The sequence below is a fragment of the uncultured Pigmentiphaga sp. genome (assembly GCF_937950555.1).
In the GTDB taxonomy this organism is placed as follows: Bacteria; Pseudomonadota; Gammaproteobacteria; order Burkholderiales; family Burkholderiaceae_B; genus Pigmentiphaga.
Genome location: NZ_CALFCW010000072.1, coordinates 119,543 through 137,091, shown reverse-complemented (window position 1 = coordinate 137,091; position 17,549 = coordinate 119,543). Strand labels below are relative to the sequence as shown.

Annotated in this window: 16 protein-coding genes and 1 pseudogene; 12 read left to right on the top strand and 5 right to left on the bottom strand. The window is 65.2% G+C overall.

The genetic code is table 11. The features are described from left to right. Window positions 1–112: 112 nt before the first annotated feature. Together Q0319_RS19395 and Q0319_RS19390 are read left to right on the top strand one after the other, a co-directional pair. Window positions 113–307 (top strand): annotated as a pseudogene (locus Q0319_RS19395) (DUF72 domain-containing protein); the annotation flags it as partial. Window positions 308–377: 70 nt separating this feature from the next. Continuing rightward, window positions 378–563 carry a hypothetical protein gene (locus Q0319_RS19390; protein WP_363322295.1) on the top strand — a complete coding sequence of 62 codons (186 nt, stop codon included), beginning with the start codon at window positions 378–380 and terminating at the stop codon, window positions 561–563. Window positions 564–587: 24 nt separating this feature from the next. Here the strand turns inward: Q0319_RS19390 and Q0319_RS18465 are convergent, their stop codons facing one another. Genes Q0319_RS18465 through Q0319_RS18455 form a run of 3 tightly spaced genes read right to left on the bottom strand, consistent with a single transcriptional unit; the run spans window position 588 to window position 4,094 of the window. Continuing rightward, a complete protein-coding gene (locus tag Q0319_RS18465) occupies window positions 588–1,166 on the bottom strand; it encodes a DNA-3-methyladenine glycosylase (protein WP_296464742.1) in 579 nt (192 codons plus the stop codon). A gap of 60 nt (window positions 1,167–1,226) precedes the next feature. Next, a complete protein-coding gene (gene lon, locus Q0319_RS18460; protein WP_299455028.1) occupies window positions 1,227–3,659 on the bottom strand; it encodes an endopeptidase La in 2,433 nt (810 codons plus the stop codon). A 30-nt stretch (window positions 3,660–3,689) separates the two neighbouring features. Next, entirely contained in the window at window positions 3,690–4,094 is a 405-nt protein-coding gene (locus Q0319_RS18455; RefSeq protein WP_296464748.1) for an Hsp20/alpha crystallin family protein, read from the bottom strand. A 276-nt stretch (window positions 4,095–4,370) separates the two neighbouring features. Between Q0319_RS18455 and Q0319_RS18450 the strand changes: the two genes are divergently transcribed. Both Q0319_RS18450 and Q0319_RS18445 read left to right on the top strand, forming a co-directional pair. After that, complete coding sequence (locus Q0319_RS18450) at window positions 4,371–8,696, top strand: DEAD/DEAH box helicase (protein WP_299455024.1); 4,326 nt, start codon at window positions 4,371–4,373, stop codon at window positions 8,694–8,696. 193 nt (window positions 8,697–8,889) lie between these two features. Beyond that, a complete protein-coding gene (locus tag Q0319_RS18445) occupies window positions 8,890–9,912 on the top strand; it encodes an amidohydrolase family protein (RefSeq protein WP_296464757.1) in 1,023 nt (340 codons plus the stop codon). A gap of 58 nt (window positions 9,913–9,970) precedes the next feature. Here Q0319_RS18445 and Q0319_RS18440 read toward each other — a convergent pair whose 3' ends face one another. Together Q0319_RS18440 and Q0319_RS18435 are read right to left on the bottom strand one after the other, a co-directional pair. Beyond that, entirely contained in the window at window positions 9,971–10,684 is a 714-nt protein-coding gene (locus tag Q0319_RS18440) for a class II aldolase/adducin family protein (protein ID WP_299455021.1), read from the bottom strand. A 67-nt stretch (window positions 10,685–10,751) separates the two neighbouring features. Continuing rightward, on the bottom strand, window positions 10,752–11,162 hold the full coding sequence (locus Q0319_RS18435; RefSeq protein ID WP_296464765.1) for a tripartite tricarboxylate transporter substrate-binding protein: 411 nt from the start codon (window positions 11,160–11,162) through the stop codon (window positions 10,752–10,754). Here Q0319_RS18435 and Q0319_RS19385 point away from each other — a divergent pair. The 8 genes from Q0319_RS19385 to Q0319_RS18400 all read left to right on the top strand — a co-directional run bounded on the left by Q0319_RS19385 (window position 11,088) and on the right by Q0319_RS18400 (window position 17,516). Further along, complete coding sequence (locus Q0319_RS19385; protein WP_363322294.1) at window positions 11,088–11,321, top strand: hypothetical protein; 234 nt, start codon at window positions 11,088–11,090, stop codon at window positions 11,319–11,321. The genes Q0319_RS18435 and Q0319_RS19385 overlap by 75 nt on opposite strands. Then, on the top strand, window positions 11,318–12,139 hold the full coding sequence (locus tag Q0319_RS18430; protein WP_296464769.1) for a fumarylacetoacetate hydrolase family protein: 822 nt from the start codon (window positions 11,318–11,320) through the stop codon (window positions 12,137–12,139). The genes Q0319_RS19385 and Q0319_RS18430 overlap by 4 nt, the downstream gene beginning before the upstream one ends. Window positions 12,140–12,155: 16 nt before the next feature. Continuing rightward, a complete protein-coding gene (locus tag Q0319_RS18425) occupies window positions 12,156–13,124 on the top strand; it encodes a cupin domain-containing protein (RefSeq protein WP_299455017.1) in 969 nt (322 codons plus the stop codon). Between the two features lie 44 nt (window positions 13,125–13,168). Beyond that, entirely contained in the window at window positions 13,169–14,140 is a 972-nt protein-coding gene (locus Q0319_RS18420; protein WP_296464775.1) for a tripartite tricarboxylate transporter substrate binding protein, read from the top strand. Between the two features lie 85 nt (window positions 14,141–14,225). Further along, complete coding sequence (locus tag Q0319_RS18415) at window positions 14,226–15,059, top strand: fumarylacetoacetate hydrolase family protein (protein WP_296464778.1); 834 nt, start codon at window positions 14,226–14,228, stop codon at window positions 15,057–15,059. Next, entirely contained in the window at window positions 15,056–15,496 is a 441-nt protein-coding gene (locus tag Q0319_RS18410) for a nuclear transport factor 2 family protein (RefSeq protein WP_299455013.1), read from the top strand. The genes Q0319_RS18415 and Q0319_RS18410 overlap by 4 nt, the downstream gene beginning before the upstream one ends. A gap of 208 nt (window positions 15,497–15,704) precedes the next feature. Then, window positions 15,705–16,541: a fumarylacetoacetate hydrolase family protein gene (locus Q0319_RS18405; protein WP_296468987.1), complete on the top strand. Its 837-nt coding sequence runs from the start codon at window positions 15,705–15,707 to the stop codon at window positions 16,539–16,541. Between the two features lie 33 nt (window positions 16,542–16,574). Continuing rightward, a complete protein-coding gene (locus Q0319_RS18400; protein WP_296468985.1) occupies window positions 16,575–17,516 on the top strand; it encodes a VOC family protein in 942 nt (313 codons plus the stop codon). The last annotated feature ends 33 nt before the right edge of the window (window positions 17,517–17,549 follow it).

The window sequence follows — 17,549 nt, the reverse complement described above, 5'->3', positions numbered from 1 at the left end:
CCTTGGCGAGGGATCTTCTACCCCAAGGATCTCCCGCAGAAACAGGAGCTTGCCTATGCTTCGCGCGAATTCTCCACCATCGAGCTAAACGGTAAACGGCTCGTTCTACGCCCTGCAAACGCCCGAGCGCTATGCTCGCTGGTACGCGGATACGCCGCGCGGTTTCCTGTTCAGCGTCAAGGGGCCTCGCCTGCTCACGCACATGCTGCGGCTCAAAGCCGTGCAGGAGCCGCTCGCCAACTTCCTTGCCTCCGGCCTGCTCGAACTCAGGGAAAAGCTCGGCCCCATCCTGTGGCAGTTTCCGCCCAGCATGCGCTTCGATCCGGACCGATTTGCGTCCTTCTTCGAGGCCTTGCCGCGCGCCACGAATCAAGCCCGTGCGCTGGCCCGAGGCTGCGGCGCGCGGCTCGGAGCCCCGGGACGCCATCCGCATGGATGGCAAAGCCCGGCGAAGCACCGGCCGCGACGTATTCTGCTACTTTGACAATGACGTCAAGGTGCAAGCCCCGCGCAATGCCAAGACGCTGATGGCCAAGCTCAAGCTGCCCATGCAGGCCGCCTAAGCAAACCGGGCCGCACAGGGTACGCTACGCCTTGGGAAAAGGCCGGCTCAAGAAACGCGAGCCGGCCAAGCCGAAACGCCACGGTACGTCCCGCGCCTTGGTGATGCCTATCCGCGGCCCCGTGACGATGGGAGGCTCCTCCTCACGGGGATGCAATACGAATGGCGGACTATCCAGCGCCAGGCCGTCGAACCCCCGGTCTATGCCAAGCGCCTGTCCTACCCGGCCGGGCCCCGAACACAGCAGCCGCACGTCCTCCACGCCGCGACGGGCCTTCATGCGCGCTATCCCGTGGGTGGGCTCGAGGGCGCGAATCAACACGCCCGCCCCGTGGCCGGCTTCCCGGCACACGAAGTTGAGGCACCAATGGATGCCGTACGAGCGATACACGTAGGCCCGTCCAGGCGTACCGAACATCGACGCGTTGCGGGGAGTCGGCCCGGAAAAGCTGTGCGAGGCGGGATCTTCCCGATCGTAGGCTTCGGCCTCGACGATCCGTCCGCCTACGCCGTCGACCAATACGGTCACGCCGATCAGCTGGCGGGCCACTTCCGGGGCAGGAGCGTGGAAATCAATATGGGCGAGCAAATACGTGGGACGCATTGCGCCAATTTTGCCAAGACTTCCGCGTTCTTGACCTACACGGTACGCCAGGGCTGCGCGTCACTCGACCAACGCCTCCCCTTTCGCTTCGGTGGTAGCCACCGCGCGCAGCGCATCCTCGACGGTCTCGAGGAAAATGAACTGCAGCTGCTTGCGCGAATCCTCAGGAATATCGTCCACGTCCTTGCGGTTGCGGGCCGGCAGCATGACGGTCTTGATGCCGGCGCGCAGGGCCGCCAACACCTTCTCTTTGATGCCCCCCACCGGCAGCACCAGCCCGCGCAGGCTGATCTCTCCGGTCATGGCGCGGTCGGGCGGCACTGGGGTGTCCGTCATCAAGGAAGAGAGCGCGATGAACATGGCTACCCCCGCGCTCGGGCCATCTTTGGGAATGGCGCCTGCCGGCACGTGGACATGGATGTCGTTGCGCTCGAATAGCGAGGCATCGATGTTGAGGGACGCCGCGCGCGCCTTCAGCAGGGTGAGCGCCGCCTGCGCGCTCTCGCGCATGACCTCGCCTAACTGCCCCGTCAGGATCAGCTTGCCACTGCCCGGCGTCCGGCTCGCCTCGATGAAGAGAATGTCGCCGCCCACTGGCGTCCAGGCGAGCCCGGTCGCGACGCCCGGCAAGCCGGTACGCATGGCGATCTCGCTCTCGTAACGCCTGGGCCCCAACACGGTATGAAGATCGGCGACGTCGATGCGCACGTGTTCCGCCGTCCCCTCCGCGATGCTCATGGCGGCATGGCGGAAGGCGCTGCCGATCTCCCGCTCCAGGTTGCGAACGCCCGCCTCGCGCGTATAGCCGTTGATCACTTCCCGGATCGCGGCATCCGTGATCTCGCACTGTTCCGCCCGCAAGCCGTTTGCCTCCAGCTGCCTGGGCACCAGGTAGCGACGCGCGATCTGCGCTTTTTCCTCCTCGGTATAGCCTGGCAGCGAGATGACCTCCATGCGATCGCGCAAAGGCCCCGGGATCGAATCGAGCACGTTGGCCGTCGCGATGAACAACACCCGCGAGAGGTCGAACGGCACACCAAGGTAGTTGTCGCGGAAAGTGTTGTTCTGCTCGGGGTCGAGCACCTCGAGCAAGGCCGCGGCCGGGTCGCCCTGCACACTGGCGCCGAGTTTGTCGACTTCGTCCAGCATCATCACGCAATTGTTGGCGCCGGCCTTGTGAAGCGCCTGGATCACGTTGCCCGGCAAGGCGCCGATATAGGTGCGGCGGTGGCCGCGGATCTCTGCCTCGTCGTGCACGCCGCCCAGGCTCAGGCGCACGAATTTGCGTCCCGTGGCTTTGGCGATGCTCTGCCCGAGCGAGGTCTTGCCCACCCCCGGCGGACCGGCAAAACACAGGACCGGGCTCTTGCCGTTCGGATTGAGCTTGCGCACCGCCAGATATTCCAGGATGCGGCGCTTGATCTTCTCAAGGCCGTAATGGTCTTCGTCTAGGATGCGGCGCGCCTCTGCAATGTCTATCCTGTCTTCCGTGGACACCGACCACGGCAATTCGATCAGCCAATCGAGATACGTCCGGATCATCGAGTACTCGGTGGAAGCCTCCGGGATGCGCTCCAGGCGCTTGAGCTCCTTGCGCGCCTGTTTCTCCGCCTCTTCGGGCATCTGCGCTTTGGTGATCCGCTCGCTCAGTTCCGCCAATTCAGCGCTGTTGCCGTCCACTTCACCCAGTTCTTGCTGGATGGTCTTGAGCTGCTCGCGCAGCATGACTTCGCGCTGGCGGTCCTCAAAGCGCGCCTTCGTTTGCTGATCGATGTCGCGGCTGATGCGCAGGACCTCGATCTGGTGCGCCAATAGCGCGAGCACTTTGTCCGCCCGCGCGATGACGTCCACGGTCTCGAGCACCTCCTGCTTTTCCTGCGGCTTGATCTCCATCAGCCCTGCGATGAAGTCGGACAACACCGGGGTCGACGTCATGTTTTGAATCGACGCCGACAGCTCCGCAGGCGCCTGAGGAAGCAGCTGCAACACTTCCTGCGATTTCGTCTTGAGCTGGATCAGGCGTGCCTCGATCTCGGAGGTCGTGATCTCGGGATCCTCGAAACGCTGCACGCGCGCAACGAGGAACGGGAACCCCTCGAGCAGCTCGATGATGCGAAAGCGCTGCACGCCCTGGCAGATCACATGATGGGCGCCGTCCGGCGTCGTGACATAGCGAAGGATGTTCGCGACCGTTCCGAATTCGTGCAGGTCGCTGCCCTGGGGCTCTTCGACGTCTGGACTGCGCTGCAGGATGACGCCGACCTGGCGGTTGGTCCGGGCAGCATTCTGCGCAGCGCGCACCGACCCTTCACGGCCGACCGCTATCGGCGCCACCAACCCCGGGAAGAGCACGAGGTTGCGCACGGGGATGAGCGCAAGGGCATCGCTGGGAAGCTCGATGGTCGCCGCCCCGCTCGACGCGGAGGCCGGGGCGCCTGCGGACTGCGCAGGCGCTTCCTGTTCCGGCTGACGATCCCGAAATTCGTTTTCCATGGCTTTCACCTGTCCCGGTTCACGTTACAGCTATCCCAGCTTGAGCAAGGTCAGCACCAAGCAACCGTCTACCAGACGGGATTCGCGGATCTCGAACGCGCCGGGCGGCAACGTGATGCGGCGCTCGAAGCGCCCGTAGGGAATCTCGATCCGGCGGATGTGCGCCTCGGAAGGCGCTGGCAAGACGCGCTCGCCCACCACCGACAGTGTGGCGCCTTCGATCAAGACCTGCACCTGGTCGGCGGACACACCGGGCAACGCGACCACCACGGACAAGGCCCGCCCGGTCTCGAAAATATCGATCGGAGGTTCCCAGGTCGGCCCGCTCGCACTGCCCTGGCTCAGGCGGAAAAACTGCCGGTGGAGGTTGTCGGCCTGCTCCAGCAGTTTGACCGCATCGATCCACATGGTGTTGGACGGTTTGCGATAAATCATGGTCCTAGTCCTTGCACGAGCCTCGCCCCATGCCTCCAAGTTAAGGCGGCCGCCCGCGTCTGGCAATAGGGGCGACGATGCGTTCGCCGCCCGCGTCGGCTTGGGCGAGGCAGCACGGGATGGACGATTTGCTAACAAATGTGTCCCAAGGAAGGTGCGGGCGAACGCCTCGGTTTCAAGGCTCCGTGTCGATGCCGGGGCGGGCTGCAAGAGGCGTACGCAGCGACGCCCCTCCCTGCAGTTGCGGCGCCACGCCTTGCCCTCATATAGTCAAGCATGCTTCGCGCGCCCACCTCCCCCGACCCGTTGCAGGGCTTTCACCCGGCGGTCGCTACCTGGTTCCGCCGCGCATTCGAGGCTGCAACGCCCGCCCAGCGCCTTGCCTGGCCGTCCATCCGGGCCGGCCGGCCCACGCTCGTGGCGGCACCGACCGGTTCAGGCAAGACGCTCACCGCCTTCCTGGCCGCCATCGACGAGTTGGTGCGCATGGGCGTGGATGCCGGTGGCGCACTGCCCGACGCGACGATGGTGGTGTATGTCTCGCCGCTGAAAGCGCTCTCCAACGACATCCGCGCCAACCTGGAGGCACCGCTCGAAGGCATCACCCGCGAACTGGAACGACTGGGGTGCCCGGCACCGGTCATCCGCACGGCGGTGCGCACCGGCGATACGGCGCCCCAGGCCAGGCAGGCCATGCGCAAGCGCCCGCCCCACATCCTCGTGACCACGCCCGAATCGCTGTACGTCCTGTTGGGCTCGGAGGGCGGGCGGAACATGCTGACGGGCGTCCGAACCGTGATCGTGGACGAAATCCATGCGCTGGCGGGGAACAAGCGCGGCTGTCATCTCGCGCTGAGCCTGGAAAGGCTCGACGCGCTGTGCAGCCGGCGGCCCACGCGGATCGGGCTCTCGGCTACCCAGAGACCACTAGAGGTGGTCGCTCGCTTCCTGGTCGGGCGTGCCCGCGCAGGCGAGTGCGAGGTGGTGGACATCGGCCATGGCAAGCGTCGTGACCTCGACATCGAGCTGCCCCCCGTTCCGCTGGAGCCGGTCATGGCCAACGACGTCTGGGAGCGGGTCTACGACCGGATGGCGGAATTGGCGTCGCAGCACCGGACCACGCTGATCTTCGTCAATACGCGCCGCATGGCCGAACGGGCTGCCCGGCACCTGGCCGAACGCCTGGGCCCGGACGCCGTCGCGGCACATCACGGTAGCCTGTCGAAAGAGCATCGGCTCGAAGCCGAGCAACGGCTCAAGCAAGGCAGGCTGCGTGTGCTGGTCGCGACCGCCTCGCTGGAGTTGGGCATAGACATCGGCGAGGTGGACCTCGTCTGCCAGGTCGGATCGCCGCGCAGCATCTCGGCCCTCCTGCAGCGCGTGGGCCGCTCGGGACACCATGTAGGCGGGGTTCCCAAGGGGCGCCTGTTCCCGACCTCCCGCGACGACCTGGTCGAATGCGCGGCACTGCTGGATTGCGTACGCCGGGGCGAGCTCGACGCGCTGCGGCTTCCGAAAGCGCCGCTCGACGTGCTCGCACAACAATTGGTCGCCGAGGTCGCATCCCGGGAATGGAGCGAGGACGCGCTGTACGAGATGGCTCGCGGCGCCGAACCGTACGCGGACCTGGAACGCCCGGCATTCGACGCCGTGCTTCGCATGCTGGCCGAGGGATACGGCAGCAGCCGCGGCGTACGCGCCGCGTATCTTCACCGCGACCGGGTAACCGGCACCGTGCGGGGCCGACGTGGCGCCCGCCTCACCGCCGTCACCTCCGGCGGAACCATTCCGGACAATGCCGACTACACGGTACTTCTCGAGCCCCAGGGCTTGATGATAGGCACGGTGAACGAAGATTTCGCGGTGGAAAGCCTCGCCGGCGACGTGTTCCAGCTCGGCAATGCGTCATATCGCATCCTCCGCGTGGAAACCGGACGCGTGCGCGTCGAGGATGCACACGGCGCAGCGCCCAGCATTCCCTTCTGGCTCGGCGAGGCGCCCGGACGCAGCGATGAGTTGTCGGCGGGCGTATCGAGGCTGCGCGCCGACGTCGAACGCCTGCTCGGCCAACGTGGCGACATGCCCGGCCTCGAAGGTGCGACCCGCGCCCTCATGGAACGCATTGGACTGAATGAAGCCGCGGCCCGGCAGGTCATCGAATACCTGGCGCATGCCCGCGCGGCGCTGGGCCGGCTACCCACCCAGGATGCGCTGGTGATGGAGCGATTCTTCGATGAGTCGGGCGGCATGCAGCTGGTGATCCATTCGCCGTTCGGCAGCCGGCTCAATCGCGCCTGGGGGCTGGCCCTACGCAAGCGTTTCTGCCGCAGCTTTAATTTCGAACTCCAGGCGGCCGCCACGGAAGACGCCATCGTGCTGTCATTGTCGACGGGTCACAGCTTTCCCTTGGATGAAGTCTGGCGCTACCTGCGATCGTCCACGGCAGAACGACTGCTGATCCAGGCCTTGCTCGACGCCCCAATGTTCACTGTGAGGTGGCGCTGGAACGCTACGATTGCCCTCGCCTTGCCGCGCTACGTGGGCGGCCGCAAAGTGGCGCCGCCATTGCAGCGCATGAAAAGCGACGACCTCCTGGCGGCGGTGTTTCCCGACCAGGCTGCGTGCCTGGAGAACATTGTGGGGGAACGGGAGATTCCCGACCACCCGCTGGTTGCCCAGACCATCGACGACTGCCTGCACGACGCCATGGATGCGGATAGCTGGCTGGCGCTGTTGCGCCGGATCGAGCGCGGTGAAATCGAGCTCGTGGCGTGCGACCTGCCGAGCCCTTCTCCGCTCGCCATGGAGATTCTTAGCGCGCGCCCCTATGCCTTCCTGGACGATGCTCCGCTCGAAGAACGCAGGACGCAGGCGGTGATGGCGCGCCGCTGGGCGGCCCCGGCGTCGACCGACGAGCTTGGGGCGCTCGATGCCGGCGCCATCGAAGCCGTCGCAGCAGAGGCCTGGCCGCAAGTACGCAGCGCCGATGAAATGCATGAGGCCCTGATGAGCCTCGCATGCCTGACGGAGGCGGAAGCGGCATCCAACCCCGGCTGGCCGGACTGGCTCGAAGAGCTTGCGCAAACCGGGCGTGCGACCCGGCTCCTGCTGCGGCGCGGCGGCCTCTGGACGCCGGCGGAACGCCTGACCTGCATGCAGGCACTGTATCCGTCCGCCGATTGCCATCCTCCGGTCGCGCCGCCTCCGGGCTGCGACGAAGCTTGGGACGCCGAAGAGGCTGCCGTCGAAGTCCTGCGCGCGCGGTTGACGGGGTTCGGTCCCCTTGCGTTGCGGCGCATCGCCGCCGACCTCCTCCTGCCTGAGGCAATGGTCGCCTCGGCGCTCGCCAAGCTCGAGACGGAAGGCTACGTCATGCGGGGCCGCTTCCATCCCCGCGCAAGAGAGGAGGAATGGTGCGAACGGCACCTGCTGGCACGCATCCACCGCTACACGATCAGCCGTTTGCGCCGCGAGATCGAGCCGGTCGAACTGCAGCACTTCATGCGGTTCCTCCTCGAATGGCAGCATGTCGCACCCGACTCCCGGCTGCGTGGCCCCGACGCGCTCCTGCCCATCATCGAGCAATTGGAAGGCTACGAAACTGCAGCGGGAGCCTGGGAGGCAGAGCTGCTACCCACACGGATCGAAGGCTACAGCCCCGACTGGCTGGATGAGCTGGGCCGGGCCGGCAAAGTGACCTGGATGCGGCTGGTGGCTTCAGGACGCGCCGCGGCCACTCCCGTTCGGTCCACGCCCATGGTGCTGCTGCCGCGGCGTCATCTGGCGAAATGGCAGGCGATGGTGCCGCCGGACTGGCAACCCGATTTTTCCGCACGGGCGCGGCGCGTGTACGAGGCGCTGGCGCAACACGGCGCGATGTTCTTCGAAGAACTGCTCGAGCAATCCAGGCTGCTTCCGAACGAACTAGAAGCGGCGCTGGGCGAGTTAGTGGCCGCCGGGGCGGCACACTCCGACAGTTTCGCCGGCCTGCGCGCGCTGCTGGTTCCCCCGTCCCAGCGCACGGCCCGCGAGCGCCGCCGCGCGCGTCAGGGCGCACCGTGGCATCTCATGGACCATGCCGGCCGCTGGGCGCTATGGCGTCGTCCTGCGGCCGATGCCAGCCCGCGGGAGCGCCGCCGCATCGACCCGCTATCGCTGGAACACGTCGCCCTCGCGCTGCTGCGCCGCTACGGCGTGATTTTTTGGCGCGTGCTCGAACGCGAGGCACGCTGGCTGCCGCCCTGGCGCGAACTGTTGCCCGTGCTCCACCGGCTGGAAGCGCGCGGAGACATCCGTGGCGGACGATTCGTCGCAGGCCTGGCCGGCGAACAATTCGCGCTGCCCGAGGCCATCCCCCTGCTGCGCGCCGTGCGGCGGCGGGAGCCCGCCGGCGAGCTGGCATGTGTCTCGGCCGCCGATCCGCTCAACTTGACGGGCACCCTGTTGCCAGGCGAAAAAATCCCGGCGCTGACCAACAACCGCGTACTGTACCGGGACGGCCTGCCTGCGGCCGCCGCCGTAGCCGGAGATATCCGGTACCTGGTCGAGGCGGAGCCCGACGAGCGCGAGCGCCTGCGCAAGGCCCTCGTCTCACGTCCCTGAAGCGGCCTGCGCCCATCGCACGCTGCCCGCCATGTTGACCATGCAAATTCGAAAAGCAGAAATGCGGAAAACAGAGGTATTCGCCTGACGCCCGGGGCTACAATGCTCAGTTGCACGAGCGGCCATTCCGCCCCGGCCCGACAGGCCTTCCGGCCCGGCTCGACGCCATCTTCGTCAAACAGGAATCGTCAGCATGATCATCGATTGTCACGGTCATTACACCACTGCGCCGGCCGCTCATACGGAGTGGCGGGAAAAACAAAAAGCCAACTTCAAGGCCGGTGGCGACATCGACCCGGCCTATCCCAACATCTCCGACGACGAGATCCGGGAAACGATAGAAAAGAACCAGCTGCGGCTGCTGCGCGAGCGCGGCGCAGACATGACGATCTTTTCGCCCCGCGCCTCGGCCATGGAACCACACGTCGGCGATGCGCGCGTCAATGAAATCTGGGCCCGCCGCTCCAACGACCTCATCAAGCGCGTGGTGGACCTCTACCCCGACACCTTCGTCGGCGTCTGCCAGCTCCCGCAGACCCCGGGTACGTCCATCAAGAACGCCATCGCCGAGCTCGAACGCTGTGTCAACGAACTGGGTTTCGTGGGCTGCAACCTCAATCCCGACCCGTCCGGCGGCAGCTTCAGCGCGCCCCCACTGACCGACCGCTCCTGGTACCCATTCTTCGAGAAAATGGTCGAGCTCGACGTGCCGGCGATGATCCACGTCTCAGGCTCGTGCAACTGCGCCATGCACGCCACCGGCGCCTACTACCTGGCGGCGGACACGATCGCCTTCATGCAGTTCATCGAAGGGGACTTGTTCCGGGACTTTCCCACCCTGCGATTCATCATTCCGCACGGAGGCGGCGCGGTGCCCTACCACTGGGGCCGCTACCGCGGCCTGGCCGACATGCTCAAGCGCCCGCCGCTGGCCGAACACGTGATGAAGAACATCTTCTTCGACACCTGCGTCTACCACCAGCCCGGGATCGACCTGCTGTTCCGCGTCATCGACATCGATAACATCCTGTTCGGCTCGGAGATGGTCGGCGCCGTGCGCGGAATCGACCCGGAAACCGGTCACTATTTCGACGACACCAAGCGCTACATCGATGCGCTGGACCTCTCCGAAGAAGACCGCCGCAAAGTGTTCGAGCTGAACGCGCGGCGCGTCTATCCGCGACTGGACGCGCAACTGAAGGCGCGCGGCCTGTAACGCAGGGGCGGCGTATTCCATGGCTGGCGGACATCCCGCCTCCATGGAAGGCCAAGCGCTACCCGCCGGTCGCCATCCCCGCCCGCCGGCTCCAATACTCCCAGGCACGCTGCATTTGCGGCGAATCCGGGTCCACCCGGCTGCGTATCTCCACTTCGCCTTGCGTGAGCGGAATCACCTTGCCCATCTGCATAGCCTGCATCAGCACTCGGGCGTTCTCCGGCAAGTAAATCGCCGCCTTCACGGCTTCCACGAGCGAGCGGCCAGTGGTAGTAAAGCCGTGCCCGCGCATTAGCACAGACTTGTTCTGCCCCATGCAGCACGCCATGTCGCGGCCATGCTCCATGCAGGTGACCAACAGGTTCGTGTCGCCGAACTTTGCATGAATGTCCCATAGCGGCACACGATGCCCCATGTCGCTCGCGGTATGGATGACCGGCACCAGCGGCGCGTCGCATACGGTGAAAGGCAGCACAGATCCGGCATGACTGTGAATGACGGCACGGATGTCCGGCCTGGCCTCATATATCGCGCCATGGATGAAACGTTCCAGATAAGGTTGGTGGCCGTCGTCTTCGACCGGCGTCCCGTCCAGGCGATAAACCTTGATGTCTGCGGGCTCGACGAGCTCGGGGTTGCGCGAACGCGACAGCAAGTACCACTCCGGATTGTCCGGATGGCGGACGCTGACATGACCGTAGGCATCGACCACGCCCTGATGTGCGAGGATGCGATTGGCAGTCACCAGATCGCGGATGAGATCGGTAAGCATGGGAGCTCCCTGAGAATAGATGAAGCTGCGCCAGGCGCCGCGCGCCTGGACAATCTCGTGCAGCCGCTTACTCGATGGCCGTGCCGGACTCTTTGACGACCGCCGCCCAGTGATCCACTTCCTTGCGGATGAAGGCGGCAAATTGTTCCGGCGTCAGGCTCTCGCTTTCCACGCCCGCCCTCGCAAGCCGCTGGGCGACTTCCGGATCCGCTTTCGCACGCTCGATCTGGGCGTGCAGATAATTGATGATGGCGGGCGGCGTCCCGGCGGGCGCGACCAAACCGAACCAGGTCGGGGACTCGAACCCCTCGATGTTCAGCTCGGCCAAGGTGGGCACGGCAGGCAGGCTCGCGAGCCGCTTGCCGGAGGCTACGGCGATGGGGCGCAGCGCCCCGCGTTCGATGTGCGGCATCAGGTCTACCGGCGTAAAGAACTGCAATTGGATGCGGCCCGCACAGCCGGGATCCCTGTCGAGCACGTCCGCCTCGGGCAGCCGGATGTGGTAGCGCTCTATGAGAAAAAGTTCGTACTAGTCAGGCCGGACGGCCACGTCGCGTGGCGGGACGACCGCATTCCTGGAAACGTGAGCGAACTCCTCGCCATCGTCACCGGACATCAAAGGAGAGCCAACCCATGAAACTATTCCGATTCGACGGCGGAAGAATAGGCATCGAACGCGATGGCAGCGCCTTCGACATCACCGATGCGCTCGGCATCGACATCAACGCCTGGCCGCCTGTGCAGACGGTGCAATTGATCGCGGACTTCGACCACCGCATCCCGTCTATCGAAAAGCATGCCAAGACGCGCCCCATCGATCTCGCCCAGGTCAGGTTGGAAGTGCCCATCGCATGGCCCAACAAATTGCTGGCCTACCCCGTGAACTACGTCAAGCACGGGCTGGAAATGAAGTCGAAGAACCGGGCCGACCTCAACGGCTTTTTCCTGAAGGCGAACTCCTCGCTGTCGGGCCCCAACGACCCCATCGTGCTACCCGACCTGCCCGGGCGCGAGATTCACCACGAATGCGAACTGGGCATCGTGATCGGCAAAGGAGGAAAAAACATCTCACGCGCCGACGCATACGACCACGTCTTCGGTTACGCCTGCCTCATCGACATGGTGGTGCGCGGCAACGAAGAGCGTGTCATGCGCAAGTCCTACGACACTTTTTGCCCGTTCGGCCCGTGGATCGTCACGGCGGACGAAGTGCCGGACCCTGCCAACCTGCAAGCCCGCCTATGGGTAAACGACGAGTTGCGCCAGAACGCCAATACGCGCGATCTCATCGTCGACATCCCGGAGATGATTGAAATCGCCTCTCGCGTGGCCACGCTCTACCCGGGCGACATCATCGCCACCGGTACGCCCGAAGGCGTAGGCCCCGTCCAGCGCGGCGACCGCGTGCGCATCGCCATCGATCACGTCGGGGAAATGACCCTCGACGTGCAATGAATGAGGGAGTTCAAACATGAGCGATTCCTTGAAACCGGCGATCGATTTCGACAGCGCGCAAAGCCTCGACCAGCTGCACGCCATGCTGGATACCGTCCGGATGAAAAACGGATGGGCCAAGCCGACCCCATCGCTGTACCCAGAACCCAAGCGACCGTTCATTCCCGCCCACTGGCGCTACGTGGACGCCCGCGCTGCGCTGCATGCCGCGGGCCGGCTCGTGGGTACCGACCGTGCGGAACGCCGTAACCTGATCATGGCCAACCCCGTTCCGGGGAATGACTACGGAACCACGCGCACCATCGTGGGCGCCTATCAAATGGTCAAGGCGGGCGAATATGCGCGCAGCCACCGCCATACGCCCAACGCCATGCGCGTCATCCTCGAAGGCGCGCCCGACGCCTACACCGTCGTGGACGGGCAGCGCATCCCCATGCTGCCCGGCGACGTACTGCTCACCCCGAACTGGTGCTACCACGGCCACGACAACCAAAGCAGCCAGGACGCATATTGGATCGATTTTCTCGACGTGCCATTGGCCGAATATCTGGGGCCGATTTTTTTCGAAGTCCATCCCGAGGTACTAGAGCGCGCCGGCGATACCGCGCCGCTGTCACCCATGCGCTTTGCCTATAGCGAGTACAGCACCCGCGTGGCCGCCGTACAAGACACCGTCCCCGGCGTCCAATGCCTGGAGCTCGGCCCGCCTCGCCTCATTACTTTCGACCGCGTGATCGTACGCATGAGCGCCGGCGCGCAGTGGACGCTGCCCCGCACTACGGTCAACCAAATATACGTGGTCATCGAGGGCTCGGGCACTACCCGGTCAGGCGACCACACGTTCGAATGGAACCGGGGTGACATGATCGCCATCCCGAGCTGGCACGACCACAGCATGGACGCCGCCAGCAACGCGACGCTCCTGCGCGTTTCAGACAGGCCGCTCATGCGCATGCTCGGCTGGGAACGCACGGCCGCGGCCTGATCTAGCAGGCCGCACGACACCAACTCAAAAGAGGAGACTCCAGGATGAAACCCTTATTCGGCATTTCCATCGCAGCCTGCGCGCTGCTCGGGCCGGTGCTCGCCCAGGCGCAGCCCGCCTATCCGTCGCGCCCGGTCACGATCGTGGTCACCTTGGCGGCTGGCGCCACCAACGACATCGTCGCCCGCACACTTGCACAGAAACTGACGGAACTCACCAAACAACCTTTCGTGGTCGAGAACCGTACGGGGGGCAATGGCACGATAGGCGCGGGCCACGTGGCGCGCGCCGCGCCGGACGGCTATACGCTGCTGCTCGGCAACACCAGTACGCTCGCCATCCACCCCACCCTGTTCCGCAAGCTGGACTACGACCCCGTAAACGGCTTCGCCCCCATTTCCATCCTTGCGGAATCGCCCAGCGTGATGGTCGTCAACCCGTCGGTGCCCGCGCGCACGCTCAAAGAGTTCATCGCTTACGCCAAGGCCCATCCCAAAGGAGTGGCATACGGCTCGCCGGGCAGCGGCTCCCCCTTCCACCTTTCCGGCGAGCTGTTCAACAGCCAGGCGGGCACCACCATGCTCCACGTCCCGTACCGCGGCAATGCTCCCGCCATCACCGATTTGATCGGAGGCCAGATCCAGGTAATGTTCGACAATACGCCGAACGTGCTGCCCCTGATCCGCTCAGGCAAGCTACGTGCCCTTGCTGCCACGTCGCGCGAGCGCATCCCGCAATTGCCTGACGTCCCCACGCTAGCCGAAGAAGGTTTCCCCCGCGCCGAATCGACCTCATTCTTCGCCCTGGTCGCACCGCGTGGCACGCCCCAGCAGGTCATCGAGCTGCTGTCGGAAAAAACGCGGGAGGCCATGCGCGACCCCGGCATACAAAAGCGCCTGGAGGAACTCGGAGCGGTCTCCGTCGGAACCACGCCGCAGGAAACGAAGCGCTACCTCGACGCCGAAGTGAAAAAATGGGGCGAAGTGGTCAAGGCCTCCGGCGCCACGGCCGATTGATCGGCCCCATCGATACCCGCCTCCGCCCGGCGGCAACCATCCCGGCGGAGGCGTTCGATTTCCCGATGCAGTTTGAGGACAAACGATGAAACTGATCAGATTCTCGGCCGAGGGCCGCACTAGCACGGGCGTCGTCGTCGGCGATGCAGTCGTCGACGTCGGGCGCCGCGCGCCGGACCTGGCGGCCATCGACGCCATGCTCGGCGCCCGAGAGGAAGTGGCGCGGCTGGTGCAAGGCGCCACTGCCGACTACCGGCTCGACCAGGTCCGCCTGCTCGCGCCGCTCGAGCGGATCAACCGCATATTCGCGGTAGGCGTGAACTACAAGTCCCATGCCGAAGAAACCGGCCGCGAAGTCTCTCCCCGGCCTTCCGTATTTACGCGCACGCACGAGAGCATCGTGCCGCACGGCGCGCCCGTCATCCGCCCCAAAGCCTCCTCCCGCTTCGACTTCGAAGGAGAATTGGCGGCCGTCATCGGCCGGCGCGCCCACCTCGTTTCCGAACAGGACGCCCTGGAGTATGTGGGAGGCTACAGCTGCTTCATGGATGGCAGCGTGCGCGACTACCAGAAATTCTCGGTCACCGCCGGCAAGAACTTCGATCGCAGCGGCGCCTACGGCCCCTGGATCGTGACGTCCGACGACATCCCGGACCCGACCCGCCTGACGCTGACGTCGCGCCTGAATGGCCTGGAAATGCAGCGCTCGGGCACGGACCTGTTGATCTATTCCGTCCCGCTCATCGTCTCCTACCTGTCGGAAATCACCACGCTCGTCCCCGGCGATGTCATCGCCACGGGCACGCCAGCGGGTGTCGGCCATCGTCGCGACCCGCAAGTGTGGATGAAAAAAGGCGATCGGATCGAGGTTGAAATCACGGACATCGGCATCCTGGCCAACACGGTGGAGGACGAATGATGAGCCATCATACGCAAGGCAACCTGACGGCGGAATGCATGGACGTGATCCACCGTTTCTACCGCGCCCTCGATGCGTGCGATTACGAAGCGCTCGTGGCACAAATGACGCCGGACGGCGTGTGGGAACGGCAAGGCAAGGTCCTCCGGGGCCGTGCCGCCGTGCGGGAGGCCCTCTCCAAACGGGGCGCCGGCGTAGTCACCGCCCATCTCGTGCAAGACCTCGTGGTCGACCGCAAGGACGCGTACTCGGCCGAAGCATCGATGTACGTGGCGGTGCTGCGCCACGAAAGTGACGAAGCCCCCGCCCTGCCCGTGCCCACGCCTCCCATCCGCGTCGTCCAATTGGTACGGGACTCCCTCGTGCTGACCGACGAAGGCTGGCGCATCGCGCATAAATCCGCCAAAGCCATCTTCCGAAGCGGCCCCGCGCACTGACGTGCCGGCGGCGCGCGAAGCCCTCGCCGAGCCTCTCCTGCTACCGATACCCAAGGGGTATCGGTAGGGCAAATCGGCCATCTTCCCAATCCTCGCCCCAGCTTTTACGCTTCCGGATCGGACGGCGGCCAATGCGCGCCCGACGCATGCCGCCCGTGCCGCGATAAGCGACTTCCCGCCTCGCCCCCCAACCCGAGAGGAATGCCCCATGCGCTATATCCGCTTCATCCACCAAGGCACCAAGTACCTGGGAGCCCGGGACGGAGACGACATCCGGATCCTCGGGGAAGACTCCCTCGAGTCCTTGCTGGCTGCCGGTGTCGACCTCGAGACGTATGCAAAGACCCGCACCGGCGGCACGCTGGTGAGCGAAGCCGACGTGACATTTCTTCCCATCCTGGAGCGCCCGGCCAAGATTTTCTGCATTGGCTTGAACTACGCAGACCACACCAAGGAAAGCCCGTACGAGCAGCCTTCCTATCCGACCATCTTCCCCCGCTACCACACGAGCCTCGTGGGCCACGGCCAGCCCATCGTCCGACCGCGCGTTTCCGATTCCCTGGACTACGAAGGCGAATTGGCCGTGGTGCTCAAGCGCGGCGGGAGGCATATCAAGAAAGAAGAGGCGCTTGGCTGCGTCGCCGGCTATGCATTGTTCAATGACGGTTCGGTGCGCGAGTACCAGTTCCTGTCCCCGCAATGGACGGTGGGCAAGAATTTCGACGCCACGGGAGCGTTCGGCCCTGAACTGGTCACGGCAAGCGAAGTCCCGCCAGCCGCGCGCGGTCTACGGCTCGAAACCCGCCTCAACGGCGAGGTCGTGCAGTCCGCCAGCACGGACGAAATGATCTTCGACATTCCCACCCTGATCAGCATCATCAGCGAGGCGATTTCCCTCGAGCCTAGCGACGTGATCGTCACCGGCACGCCCGCAGGCATAGGCTGGGCCCGCGAACCGAAACTGCTGATGCGTCCCGGCGATATATGCGAAGTGTCCGTCACGGGCTTTGCGCCGCTGCGCAACCCGATCGAAGACGAAGCCTGAACGCGCCGCAGCCAAGAAAAAAGGAGGAGAGCGATGACCACAGCGACCACCCTTGACCATGCCTGCCGCAAGGCTGCGGTGCATTCCATCGATCACTATGCGCTCACCGTCCCCGATCTCGACTTGGCCGGGCATTTTTACACTGCATTCGGCCTCGAAGTCGCGCACGAAAACGGGGGGCTCGCCCTGCGCGCGCAAGACGGCCACGTATGGGCGAGGATTTACGAAGGCGAGCGCAAGGCGTTGGCTTACCTGAGCTTTAATTGCTTTGAAGAAGACCTGCCTGGCATGCGCCGCCAATTGGACGAGGCGGGAGTGGCGGCCGCGGGCGATGCCCCCCGTGCCACGCGCGAAGGAATCTGGTTCCGCGACGTCGACGGCAACCTCATCCAGGTGAAGAGCGGCCCCAAGACCATGCCCGACGCAAAGCCGCCTCTGCGTGACATCCACGTGCCCGCCGATAGGCGCGGCGCCAGCCTGCGCAAGCAGGTCGCGCAGGTCCGGCCCCGGCGTCTCTCGCACGTATTGCTGTTCACGCCCGACGTCTCGCGCACGCTCGATTTCTATGTCAAGACCCTGGGCCTGCGGCTCTCGGACCGCTCCGGCGAGAATATTGCCTTCACCCATGCGCCGCATGGATGCGACCACCACCTGGTGGCTTTCGCGCGCAGCACGGCCCGCGGCTGGCACCATGCCGCCTGGGACGTCGCCAGCATCGACGAAGTCGGACAAGGCGCCGCGCAAATGGCGGCGGCCGGATATAGGCAGGGCTGGGGCACTGGCCGGCACGTGCTAGGGTCGAACTTTTTCCATTACGTGCGCGATCCCTGGGGCTCCTACTGCGAGTACTCGGCAGACATCGATTACATCTCCGCCGGTTACGAGTGGCCCGCAGGAGACTTCGAGCCGGAAGACAGTCTCTATCAGTGGGGGCCCGACGTGCCGCCGGAGTTCATCCAGAATACGGAGGCCTGAGCAGCGGGCGGCCCGCTTCCTCGGCCGCAGGCC